At 68.6% G+C, this 11,016-nt stretch carries 11 protein-coding genes; 5 read left to right on the top strand and 6 right to left on the bottom strand.

All coding sequences use genetic code 11. The features are described 5' to 3' along the window. Positions 1 to 136: 136 nt before the first annotated feature. From ACIRGA_RS02615 to ddaH, 3 genes are all read right to left on the bottom strand, one after another. Complete coding sequence (locus ACIRGA_RS02615) at positions 137 to 802, bottom strand: glycoside hydrolase family 75 protein (RefSeq protein ID WP_400935917.1); 666 nt, start codon at positions 800 to 802, stop codon at positions 137 to 139. Positions 803 to 919: 117 nt separating this feature from the next. Continuing rightward, positions 920 to 1,576 carry a polysaccharide deacetylase family protein gene (locus tag ACIRGA_RS02610; protein ID WP_400935915.1) on the bottom strand — a complete coding sequence of 219 codons (657 nt, stop codon included), beginning with the start codon at positions 1,574 to 1,576 and terminating at the stop codon, positions 920 to 922. Between the two features lie 91 nt (positions 1,577 to 1,667). Beyond that, positions 1,668 to 2,513, bottom strand: a complete 846-nt coding sequence (gene ddaH, locus ACIRGA_RS02605; protein WP_400935913.1) for a dimethylargininase — start codon at positions 2,511 to 2,513, stop codon at positions 1,668 to 1,670. Between the two features lie 74 nt (positions 2,514 to 2,587). Here ddaH and ACIRGA_RS02600 point away from each other — a divergent pair, with 74 nt between their 5' ends. From ACIRGA_RS02600 to ACIRGA_RS02585, 4 genes are all read left to right on the top strand, one after another. Further along, positions 2,588 to 3,034, top strand: coding sequence for an Lrp/AsnC family transcriptional regulator (locus ACIRGA_RS02600; protein WP_005151923.1), 447 nt, complete (start codon positions 2,588 to 2,590; stop codon positions 3,032 to 3,034). Between the two features lie 13 nt (positions 3,035 to 3,047). After that, positions 3,048 to 3,812 carry an enoyl-CoA hydratase gene (locus ACIRGA_RS02595; RefSeq protein WP_400935911.1) on the top strand — a complete coding sequence of 255 codons (765 nt, stop codon included), beginning with the start codon at positions 3,048 to 3,050 and terminating at the stop codon, positions 3,810 to 3,812. Between the two features lie 290 nt (positions 3,813 to 4,102). Continuing rightward, the gene (locus tag ACIRGA_RS02590; protein ID WP_400935910.1) at positions 4,103 to 6,010 is read left to right on the top strand and encodes a 2-oxoacid:acceptor oxidoreductase subunit alpha; all 1,908 of its coding nucleotides are present in this window, start codon (positions 4,103 to 4,105) and stop codon (positions 6,008 to 6,010) included. Beyond that, positions 6,007 to 7,071 carry a 2-oxoacid:ferredoxin oxidoreductase subunit beta gene (locus tag ACIRGA_RS02585; protein WP_400935909.1) on the top strand — a complete coding sequence of 355 codons (1,065 nt, stop codon included), beginning with the start codon at positions 6,007 to 6,009 and terminating at the stop codon, positions 7,069 to 7,071. Before ACIRGA_RS02590 ends, ACIRGA_RS02585 begins: the two co-directional genes overlap by 4 nt. Before the next feature lie 193 nt (positions 7,072 to 7,264). Here ACIRGA_RS02585 and ACIRGA_RS02580 read toward each other — a convergent pair whose 3' ends face one another. The 3 genes from ACIRGA_RS02580 to ACIRGA_RS02570 form a co-directional block, all read right to left on the bottom strand. Further along, the gene (locus ACIRGA_RS02580) at positions 7,265 to 8,608 is read right to left on the bottom strand and encodes a hypothetical protein (RefSeq protein WP_400935908.1); all 1,344 of its coding nucleotides are present in this window, start codon (positions 8,606 to 8,608) and stop codon (positions 7,265 to 7,267) included. Between the two features lie 15 nt (positions 8,609 to 8,623). After that, entirely contained in the window at positions 8,624 to 9,649 is a 1,026-nt protein-coding gene (locus ACIRGA_RS02575; protein WP_340688814.1) for a polyprenyl synthetase family protein, read from the bottom strand. A 150-nt stretch (positions 9,650 to 9,799) separates the two neighbouring features. Continuing rightward, positions 9,800 to 10,105 (bottom strand): DUF6204 family protein, encoded by a 306-nt coding sequence (locus ACIRGA_RS02570; protein ID WP_400935906.1) that lies wholly within the window; start codon positions 10,103 to 10,105, stop codon positions 9,800 to 9,802. A gap of 180 nt (positions 10,106 to 10,285) precedes the next feature. Here ACIRGA_RS02570 and ACIRGA_RS02565 point away from each other — a divergent pair, with 180 nt between their 5' ends. After that, positions 10,286 to 10,945, top strand: a complete 660-nt coding sequence (locus ACIRGA_RS02565; protein ID WP_400935905.1) for a hypothetical protein — start codon at positions 10,286 to 10,288, stop codon at positions 10,943 to 10,945. Positions 10,946 to 11,016: the final 71 nt, after the last annotated feature.

The raw sequence follows: 11,016 nt of genomic DNA, 5'->3' as shown, positions 1-11,016 counted from the left end.
TGGGGGGGCGGCGCGCGGGGCGGGGGCGGGGCGGGGTGGGTGGTGTGGTGTGTGTGGGGGTCCCGGCTCCCTAACCCCCCCCCCCCCCCCCCCCCCACGACCCACCCGACCCATCGCCTACATACCCTTCACTCGGTTACCCGACCCACTTCGCGGCCAGGTCCTCCCCGACGGAAGTCGCCTTCCCGTGGTTCTCGATGGGCGAGACCTTCGAGTTCTTGAAGCAGATGTACGTGACGCCCGAGTCGACGCCGCCGTTCTTCGGGTCCGGATTGATGCCCAGCGCCTTCGCGGTCGCGTAGGACGCCTCGCCGATGATGTCCTTCGGGCCGGTGTCGCCGATGACGGTGTAGAGCACCTTGTTGTTGTAGATCACCGCGCACGAACCGGCGCCCTTGAGGCCTGCCTTCTCGAAGTTCCACGTGCTGCTGATGCTCGGCACGACGATGTAGGGCGTCTCATCGGCGACCAGCGCCTTGCCGTCGGAGCGCGGGTACGCGGTGCCGTCCTGGAACCACGGGTCGGTGTTCTTGTTGCACCGCGCGGTCGGCTGCCCGTCGCAGTCGACGTCCATGTCGGCCTTCCAGAACACGGCGCTTCCCGCGTCGCAGACCGCGATGGTCCGGCCGGTCTCCTCGTCGGTCTTGTACTTGCCGTTCGAAACCTGCTTGCAGCTGGTGGTCTTCGCCAGCAGCTGCTGCGCCGTCGGAGCAGCTTGTGTCGAAGGGGCAGCCACGGCCGTCGCCGCGGGGGCCAGCCCTGCGGCCACCATCATCGCCGAGAACAGGAGCAGTTTCCGCATACCGAGCACCCCTTAGTTAATAAAGCTTCTTTATCGAGGATGCTCAGAATGCCGTCGCCGACGTTTCAGCTCAAGGGCCGACGGGCTGTTGTTTTCCCACTGTACAACGAAAAACGGTCAAAACCGGGCAAGCCTGGCAACCCGCGCCAGCACCCGTCCCGCTCGGCGGTACAGGCCATCCCGGTCACCGAGCACGCCGTCGATCCACGCCTGGTCGATATCGTGCCGGACTTCGATCCGCGGCCGCAGCCAGCCGTCACGCGACGCCGGGCCACCCTCGGTCGTGTAGACCCTCGTCGCCCCGGAACGCCGCAACCTGCTGAGCACCCGCCGGTCATAGGCACCGAACGGCGGCGCGTACGCGCGCACGGGTTTCCCGCTCAAATCCGCGAGCAGCTTCGGCGCGACTTCGAGTTCGCGCCGGGCGTTCCTGCTGTCGAGCCGCCGCCAGTCGCGATGCTCCCAGCCGTGCGAACCGATCGACATTCCCGCCTCGACCAGCTCGCGGAGACCGTCGGCGTCGAGGAAACCCCGCTGCCCGATCCGGCCGGCCAGCGGGAAGAACTCCGCCGTGAGATCGCGCTCCAGCAGCCTGGGGAGCGCGATCTCGACGTCGGAGGAGTTGCCGTCGTCGAAGGTGAGCCCGACGTCGTCGCGTCCGGCCACCGCGTCGAGCACCCGCTCGAACTGCTCGACGGTCACCCACGTCTCGTTTTCGCCTGGATCCAGCGCGCGCACGGGCTTGCCCACGCCGCCAATCGCCAGGATCACCATCCGCGCCTCATTCGGGACCGAGTCTGTTTCCCGATTAATCGCGTTGGCGAATGGAGTAGTTACATGTTCCCGCAAGGTGTCCACTAATGGATTACTTGCGGATCTCCAGGGTGCAGCACTTCGGGCCGCCGCCCGCCTTCCGCAGCTCGGAGATGTCCAGGAAGACGACCTCGTAGCCGCGTTCGGTCAGCCGCGCCGCCAAGCCGGTCGCCTCGACCGGCAGGACGACGTTGCGGCCGTCGGACACCCCGTTCAGGCCGAAGCACTCCGCGTCGGCGCGGTCGGCGATCACCGCGTCGGGGAACATCCGCTCGAGCACCTTCCGCGACCCGGCCGAGAACGCCTCCGGGAAGTAGGCGATCTGGGCAGACGTGGTGTCGGTGGCCTCGGCGAGCACGAACAGCGCGGTGTCGAGGTGGTAGTAGCTCGGGTCGATCAGCCGCAGCGAGACGACCGGGACACCGAGGACCTCCTGCGCTTCGGCGTGCGCGGCCGGGTCGGTGCGGAAGCCGGTGCCGGCCAGCAGGATCTTGCCGGTCCAGGCGAAATCGCCTTCGGCCTCGTTGATCTTCTCGGGCATGGTGATGTCGCGGTAGCCGTGCTCGACGAACCAGCGGCGGAAGTGCTCGGCCTCGGCGGTGCGCTGCGGGGCGCGGAACCGCGAGCCGAGGACCCGGCCGTCGACGACGGTGCCGGAGTTCGCGGCGAACACCATGTCGGGCAGGCCGGGCTGGGCGTCGATCTCCTCGACGGTGTGACCGAGGCGTCGGTAGGTGTCGCGGAGTTCGGTCCATTGCGCCATCGCGGTGTCGACGCTGACCGGGACCGACGGGTCCATCCACGGGTTGATGACGTAGTCCACCGCGAAGTACCGCGGCGGGCACATGAGGTAGCGGCGCGTCGTGGGTACACGGGGCTGCTGCTCCAGTTCCGGCATACCCGAAGGGTAAGGCTCACCTAATTCCGCAATCAATCGCTGTTCGCTGCGCGTATACCTGCTAAACATTGCGTGTGAACACCATCGACCAGCGAATCGTTTCATGCCTGATGGCCAACGCGAGGTCCAGCTACGCCGACATCGGCAAAGTCGTCGGTCTGTCCGCGCCCGCGGTGAAGCGGCGGGTCGACAGGCTGCTCGAAACCGGGGTCCTGCGCGGGTTCACCGCGGTCGTGGACCCCGAGGCGCTGGGCTGGGGCACCGAGGCCTTCGTCGAGATGACCTGCAACGGCAACATCACCCCGGCCCGGATCCGGGCCCGGCTGGAACCGTTGCCCGAGGTCGTCGCGGCCTACACGGTGTCCGGCGCCGCCGACGCGATCGTCCATCTGCGCGCCTCGGACATCCACCACCTGGAGACCGCGCTGGAACGGCTGCGCGGGCTGGAGATCGTCGACCGCACGGTCTCCACCGTCGTCCTTTCCCGGTTACTGGAGCGCCCGCCGACGCCCGAAGCGTGACACCCTCGACCGCGTGACCGATCAGATCCACTCCAGCCATGACGGCGGCGTCGCCGTGCTCACCATCGACGCGCCCGCCACCCGCAACGCACTGACCCTCGACCTGTCCGCGCAGCTGGCCGAGGCCGTCTCGCGCGCCGAAGCCGACGAGAGCGTCCACGCCTTGGTCGTCACCGGCGCGCCGCCGGCGTTCTGCGCGGGCGCCGACCTGGACACGCTCGCCGGCGCCAGGGAGGACGGGCTTCGCGCGATCTACGACGGCTTCCTCTCGGTGGCGCGATGTTCCCTGCCGACGATCGCCGCGGTCGGCGGGGCCGCCGTGGGCGCCGGACTGAACCTCGCGCTCGCCGCGGACGTCCGCATCGTGGGACCGAAGGCGAAGTTCGTGGCCAGATTTCTCGATCTCGGCATCCATCCCGGCGGCGGGATGACGTGGATGATCCAGCGGCTCGTCGGACCGCAGAAGGCCGCGGCGATGACGCTCTTCGGTGAGATCGTCGGCGCCGAAGCCGCTGTCGAAAGCGGGCTCGCGCTCCGGCTCGTCGAGGGAGATCTGGTCGAGGCTGCCCGTGAACTGGCGAAACACGCCGTCGACGCCCCGCGTGAGGTCCTTCTGGCGACGAAGCGCACGCTTCGGCACACCGCGTCGCTGACCGACCATTCGGCCGCCGTCGACGCCGAGATCGCGCCGCAGCTGACGTCGCTCACCGCGCCCGCTTTCACCGAACGACTGGCCGGGTTGCGGGCTTCGCTGTCCAACCGCTCGTCCAACCGCTGACCGCTCCTCGACCGGACTTCACTACGCTTGAAGGAGATACGGCTCACAATCGAGCCGCATCGCTGACCGTTACCATCAGTAACAGATAAACCGGATAATCCCCGCTCAGCGACGAGCTCAGGACACTCGAGAAGTAGGTCCAGACCGTTTCTACGGCAACCTGGGAAGTGTGCCGAGGACTAACCTCGGGACATGGCACCTGTGACCTGGCCGACATCGCCGGGCGAGGCACGCCGATCTCCGGCACGGCCGGGGACGGCGCACGTCGGGAGAGAGGGAATCCCTGACCTATGAGCACCAGTGCGAACGGCAACGGCTCCTTGTCGGCCGTCAGGCCCACCGAGGTCGCCAAGCTGGACCGGGTGGTCATCCGGTTCGCCGGCGACTCCGGTGACGGCATGCAGCTGACGGGCGACAGGTTCACCTCGGAAGCCGCCGCCTTCGGCAACGACCTGTCGACCATGCCGAACTTCCCCGCCGAGATCCGCGCGCCCCAGGGCACCATCCCCGGCGTCTCGAGCTTCCAGGTGCATTTCGCCGACTACGACATCCTGACGCCGGGCGACCGGCCGGACGTCCTGGTCGCGATGAACCCCGCCGCCCTGAAGGCGAACCTGGCCGACGTCCCGACGGGTGGGACGATCATCCTCAACACCGACGAGTTCTCGAAGCGGAACCTGGTCAAGGTCGGCTTCGAGAACGACCCTCTCGACGACGACACCCTTTCGGCCTATCAAGTCCACCGGGTGGCCATGTCGACGTTGACCAGAGGGGCGCTCGAAGAGACCGGACTGTCCAAAAAGGACGCCGAACGCGCGAAGAACATGTTCGCGCTCGGGCTGCTTTCGTGGATGTACCACCGGCCGACCGAAGGCACGGAACGGTTCCTGCGCGAGAAGTTCGCGAAGAAGGCCGACATCGCCGAGGCCAACATCCTGGCCTTCCGCGCCGGCTGGAACTACGGCGAGACGACCGAGTCGTTCGCGACGACGTACGAGGTCGCGCCCGCGAAGCTGAACCAGGGCACGTACCGCCAGATCACCGGGAACACCGCGCTGGCGTACGGGCTGGTCGCCGCCGGGCAGCAGTCCGGCCTGCAGATCCTGCTGGGCACGTACCCGATCACCCCGGCGTCGGACATCCTCCACGAGCTGTCCAAGCACAAGAACTACGGCATCCTCACCTTCCAGGCCGAGGACGAGATCGCCGGCATCGGCGCGGCGCTCGGTGCCTCCTACGGCGGTGCGCTGGGCGTCACCTCGACGTCCGGCCCCGGTGTCGCGCTGAAATCCGAGGCCATCGGCCTCGCGGTGATGACCGAACTGCCGCTGGTCGTCGTCGACGTCCAGCGCGGCGGCCCGTCGACCGGCCTGCCGACCAAGACCGAACAGGCCGACCTGCTGCAGGCGATGTTCGGCCGCAACGGCGAATCCCCGGTGCCGATCGTCGCGCCGCTGTCCCCCGCGGACTGCTTCGACGCGGCGCTGGAGGCCACCCGGATCGCGCTGAAGTACCGCACGCCGGTGTTCCTGCTCTCGGACGGCGCGATCGCGAACGGCTCCGAGCCGTGGCTGATCCCGGACGTCGAAGACCTGCCGGATCTGCGCGTGGACTTCGCCACCGAGCCGAATGCCGAGGACGGGTCCGGGGAATTCTGGCCGTATGTACGCGACCCGGAGACCCTCGCCCGCCAGTGGGCGCTGCCGGGCGTCGCCGGTCTGCAACACCGCATCGGCGGGCTGGAGAAGGCCGACAAGACCGGCCACATCTCCTACGACCCGGACAACCACGACAAGATGGTCCGGCTGCGGCAGGCCAAGATCGACGGCGTCGACGTCCCGGACCTCGTCGTCGACGACCCGAGCGGCGGCAAGGCACGGGTGCTGGCGCTCGGCTGGGGCTCGTCCTATGGGCCCATCGGCGCGGCGTGCCGCCGCGTCCGCAAGGACGGCATGCCCATCGCGCAGGCGCATCTGCGCCACCTCAACCCGTTCCCGGGCAACCTCGGTGACGTACTCCGTTCGTACGACACCGTCGTCGTCCCTGAAATGAACCTCGGCCAGCTTTCGATGCTCTTGAGGGCCAAGTACCTCGTCGACGTGCAGTCGTACACGAAGGTCGCCGGGCTGCCCTTCAAGGCCGAAGAGCTGCAAGGCGTCTTCACGGAGATCATCACCAGTACGGAGGGGACGAAGTGACCGCGATCGATCTGGGGATCCCCACCCTCGGCGGCTTGGACCTTGTGCCGGCCGAAACCGAACCGCAGAAGGCGAAGGACTACAAGTCGGACCAGGAGGTCCGGTGGTGTCCCGGCTGCGGGGACTACGTCGTGCTCAACGCCGTCCAGTCGTTCCTGCCGACGCTCGGCCTCAAGCGCGAGAACATCGTGTTCATCTCGGGTATCGGGTGCTCGTCCCGGTTCCCGTACTACCTGAACACCTACGGCATGCACTCGATCCACGGCCGGGCGCCGTCGATCGCGACCGGGCTCGCGACCGCGAGGCCGGATCTGTCGGTGTGGGTCGTCACCGGTGACGGCGACGCGCTGTCCATCGGCGGCAACCACCTGATCCACGCGTTGCGGCGCAACGTGAACATCAAGATCCTGCTGTTCAACAACCGGATCTACGGCCTCACCAAGGGGCAGTACTCGCCGACCTCCGGGCCGGGCATGGTCACGAAGTCCACCCCGATGGGCTCGGTCGACACCCCGTTCAACCCGCTTTCGCTGGCGATCGGCGCCGAGGCGTCGTTCGTGGGCCGCGCGCTCGATTCGGACCGCAAGGGCCTGACCGAGGTGCTGGAAGCCGCCGCGAAGCACCGCGGGTCGGCGCTGGTGGAGATCTACCAGAACTGCCCGATCTTCAACGACGGCGCCTTCGACGTCCTCAAGGACAAGGACGAGGCCGCGAGCCGGCTCATCCCGCTGAAGGCAGGCGAGCCGATCAAGTTCGGGCCGCAGGGCGAATACGGCGTCACGCGCGGCGGCTGGGCCGGGCTGGAGGTCGGGAAGGTCGCGAACATCGGCGAGGAGAACCTCGTCGTGCACGACCCGACGATCGAGGACACGTCGTACGCGTTCGCGCTTTCGCGGATCGGCGACCAGAACCTGAACCACGTGCCGACCGGCATCCTGCGGCAGGTCGAGCGGCCCACCTACGACGACCAGGCGCGCGCCCAGGTCGCGGAGGCCCAGGCCGCCCGCAAGCCGGACCTGCAGGGTCTCCTACGAGGCAAAGACACCTGGACTGTGGTGTAGGTCGCGCGCTGACGGAAAAAACGCCGAAGGGGCGTCCGTTCCGCATTCACCTCACGGTGAGTGTGGAGGGCGCCCCTTCATCGTGTTTCCGTGGGCCTTCGGCCCGAAAGAGGGCGCGCGACGTGAAGTCTCCGTCGGGCGCGGGGCGCCCTTGGGGAGACCGTGTCTGCTCGCTACTGCGTGGTCGCGTTTCTCAAGTCAAGGGCCGGAAGCCCACACGCTCCGCGTCGGCGGCGGTGCGGAACCAGACCTCCGCGACCATCTTCGGGAACTGCGGCGAGTCCTCCGTGCAGTACCGCAGAGCCGTCACGCTGGCCTTGACCGCGAAGTCGTCGGCCGGACGGCCACCACCCGGCCTCGGCATCGCCGAACCGGGACCGAACGGGCCGGGCGGAACGGATTCGGCCGCCGGAGGGGCGACCTGCCGCGCGGGCGGGGGCTCCGGAGCCGGCATCGCGTCGCCAGGCTGGACGGCGGGCTCGAACAGCGAGCCGCTCTGCCCGCCGGACAGTTCCGGCTCACGACGTTCGATCGCCCGCATCGACGGCTGGATCGGCTGAGGCGGCTCGAAGCCACCGCGGACCGCGCCCCGCGGCGTGCGCTTGGGCAGCACCTGGGTGGCTTCGGCGGGCGTCTCGGGCTCCGAGTCGAGGAGACCGGCCTTCGCTTCTTCGTCGGAACCGAAGGCGTACGCGGGCGGCTCGTGCAGCTCCTCTTCCCGCTCGAACCAGTTGGTCTCGACAGGGGCCTGCTCGGTCTCCACACGCGACGCGGGGCTGAACAGCGACACCGGCTCCGGCTGCGTCTCGACGCCTTCCGGGTCCAGCTGCATCTCCAGACGGGACCGGTACGGCCCTTCGCCCGGCAAGGACGGCTGAGGCTCGGGTTCCGGCTCAGGCTCAGGCTCAGGTTCCGGCTCGAGGTCCAGCTTCGACGCGGGCTGGAGGTAATCGGTCGCCGCGGCGACGTACGGGTTCTCCGGCTGGGGCTCGGGTTCCGGCTCGGGTTCCGGCTCGGGCAAGGCCGCCGGGATGAACTGCGTCCGCTCGGCCGCGGGCTCCGGGTCGGGCTCAGGCTCCGGGTCAGGGTCAGGGTCAGGCTGAGGCGCGGTGCGGTACTCGGCCTCGTACTCTTCTTCGGGCTCGAAGATCTGCGTCGCGGAGTGCTCCGGCGCCGGCTCCTCGTGGACGTCCTTGGCGGGCTCCTCGGCAGGCTCGGTCCACTGCCGCGCGGGCTCCTGCTCGGTGAGCGTCTCGGGATACGCGGGCTTCGGCTCCTCGACGGCCGCGAACTCCTCGTCCAGCTCGTCGTGCGACGGCTTCGTGAGGTACGCGGTCCCGCCTGCGACGGCCGCGGCACCCGCGCCGAGGCTCACCCCGGCGGGCAGCCGGGACGTCTCGGCGTGCGCGGTGGCCAGCGAGCTTTCCAGCTCACGGATGCGCTTGCGCGCCGGGATCACCAGCACCAGCCAGGTGAGCAGCGCGCCGACGACGAACGCCAGCAGACTCCACAGCCAAACCTGTCCGAAAATGGACATCTAACCTGCCCTTTGTCAATGCGTTCGTGCGACCAGGTAGTCGGCGACCGATTCGCAGGCGTCCCGGGCGGGCGACGCGGGCAGCGCCGCGAGTTCGGCACGCGCCCGACGAGCGTAGTCGGAAAGAGTTTCGCGTGCGCGTTCGAGTCCGGACGAGGCTCGCAGCAGGTCCAAGGCCTCGGCGACGAGCTTGTCGTCGGAGATCGGCCCCGACAGCAGCTCGACCAGGCGCGGGTCGGTGGCCGGGTCGGCCAGCGCGTACAGCATCGGAAGCGTGCGGACGCCTTCGCGCAGGTCTGTGCCCTGCGCCTTGCCGAGCTCGTCGGAGGCGGACGCGATGTCGATGACGTCGTCGGAGATCTGGAAAGCCGTCCCGATGATGTCGCCGAAGCGGCGGAGCGCGTCGATGTAGTGGTCGGGCGCGCCGGACATCATCCCGCCGAACCGGCCGGAAGTGGCGATCAGCGAACCGGTCTTCTGCGCGATGACCGTGAGGTAGTGCTCGACCGCGTCGTCGCCGTCGGCCGGGCCGACCGTCTCGCGCATCTGGCCGGTGACCAGCTCGCCGAAGGTCTCGGCGATGATCCGGGCCGCGTCGGTGCCGAGGTCGGCGACCAGCCGCGAGGCGTGCGCGAACAGGAAGTCGCCGGTCAGGATGGCGATGGTGTTGTCCCAGCGGGCGTTGACGCTCTCCGCGCCGCGGCGCATCGTCGCCTCGTCCATCACGTCGTCGTGGTACAGCGTCGCGAGGTGCACCAGCTCGACCGCGGCCGCGGCGGTGACCACCTGGTCGCCCTGCTTCGGCCCGAACTGCGAGGCCAGCAGCGTGAACAGCGGACGGAAACGTTTGCCACCCGCCTCGACCAGGTGCGAAGCGGCGTCCTCGACGGCCTTGACGTCACTGCGGACGACCTCGCGGAGCAGGGTCTCGACGTCGGCGAGACCGGTCGCGAGGGTGCGCAGGAGCTGCTCGTCGGCGATCTGGAGCCCCACGGACGCGCGCAGGTCCTCGATGGCACCACCTGGGGCAGGTGAAGACACAGACACGTCGGCTCCGCTCTCTTTGACACCGTTCGGGGTTGGTCCCAGCGTAGTGGCTACCCACTGAGGCCTGTTGACGTGCTGTCCAGGGGAAACGGTGACGAAGATGACACCCCCGCCGAGTATCCCGCCCGCTCCGGCTCGAACGGGTCAGCGGCGGCGGATCTTGATGTCGTCCATGCAGGTCGCCTTGCCCGCGACGTCCCGGTACGGATAGCCCTTGGCGTCCAGCAGTTCCATGACCTTCAGCTCGGCTTCGTCGAGCACCTCGCGTTCCTCCTCGCCCCGCAGCGCGATGCGGAAGGTGAACGCGCCGAGGTGCGCGCTGTAGGTGAGCAGGCCGTCCTCGGTGAACCCGATCGCCTGGTGCTGGTCGAGTTCGGCGAGCAGCCGGGCGCGGGTGTCGGCGTCGGGATGGTCGAACTTGCCGTTGACGAGGACGCGGTAGGTCGGCATGGGCCCGAATATACAGACCTGTATCCGGATACGAATCCGAATATCCAACGGGTGTCCATGATCCACGGTCGAGTGAAACGGCCGTCACGCGCGCAACGGGCGAATCCGACACGCAGATAGTGATGACAAAGGAAGAACGGCCAACCGGCTCGCTCTCCGTCACGTGAGGAGGACGTGGAAATGCGCATCACCATCGCAAGCCGGGCAGGCCTGGTCGGCGCGCTGCTGCTGGCGGGTCTCGGCGCCGGAGTGGCTCCGGCCGCCGCGTCGAACCCGGCCGGAGTGGCCTCGCTCGGCTCCGCCGCCTTCACCAAGGGGACCTCGGCGCCGATCTCGATCGCCTCGCTCGCCGATTGCGCGGTCGAGGGACCGACGAGCAACTCGTCCGGGGCCGTGAGCAGGACCGGGATCACGTTCGGTGGCGGCACGACGGCGTGCACGACCACCGTCGTCGACCCCGCGAACGACGTCACCACGACGAAGTCGGAGGCCACGGGACAGAACTTCGAGCTGTCGGCGCTGGTCTCGTCGAGCGGGCCGCGCATCAAGATCCGGTCCTACTCGGTCAGCTGCACGGCCACGCAGACCAGCACGAACGCGAGCTGGACCTACGGCGGCGCGACCGGGCTCGGCACCCTGCCGTCGCCGGTGCCGGTCGGCTACGTCAAGCCGATCACCAAGTCCAACGGCACTCTGCTCGCCGAAGCGGTCTTCAACGAGCAGACGTTGCCGGGCGACGGCAGCATCGGGCTGACCATGCTGCGGATCAAGTTCGCCCCGGCCTCGAACATCACCGGCGAAGTGGTCATCGGGCGCACGGCCTGCTCCCCCACTCCGTAAGCCATCCCGCCGGAAAGGGGCGTCCGGTCCGACCGGGCGCCCCTTTTCCATCCTGGCTTATATAAGCCTGT

The sequence above is a fragment of the Amycolatopsis sp. NPDC102389 genome (genome assembly GCF_044765885.1).
Classification (GTDB): domain Bacteria; phylum Actinomycetota; class Actinomycetes; order Mycobacteriales; family Pseudonocardiaceae; genus Amycolatopsis.
Note: the sequence above shows the minus strand (reverse complement) of the source record. Positions and strands in the feature narration are given on the sequence as shown.

What these genes read in the sequence shown, in the direction of transcription:
- ACIRGA_RS02615 (WP_400935917.1), bottom strand. Translation starts at nt 802, where the DNA reads ATGCGGAAACTGCTCCTGTTCTCGGCGATGATGGTGGCCGCAGGGCTG.
- ACIRGA_RS02580 (WP_400935908.1), bottom strand. Translation starts at nt 8,608, where the DNA reads ATGTCCATTTTCGGACAGGTTTGGCTGTGGAGTCTGCTGGCGTTCGTC.
- ACIRGA_RS02565 (WP_400935905.1), top strand. Translation starts at nt 10,286, where the DNA reads ATGCGCATCACCATCGCAAGCCGGGCAGGCCTGGTCGGCGCGCTGCTG.
- ACIRGA_RS02610 (WP_400935915.1), bottom strand. Translation starts at nt 1,576, where the DNA reads ATGGTGATCCTGGCGATTGGCGGCGTGGGCAAGCCCGTGCGCGCGCTG.
- ACIRGA_RS02590 (WP_400935910.1), top strand. Translation starts at nt 4,103, where the DNA reads ATGAGCACCAGTGCGAACGGCAACGGCTCCTTGTCGGCCGTCAGGCCC.
- ddaH (WP_400935913.1), bottom strand. Translation starts at nt 2,513, where the DNA reads ATGCCGGAACTGGAGCAGCAGCCCCGTGTACCCACGACGCGCCGCTAC.
- ACIRGA_RS02570 (WP_400935906.1), bottom strand. Translation starts at nt 10,105, where the DNA reads ATGCCGACCTACCGCGTCCTCGTCAACGGCAAGTTCGACCATCCCGAC.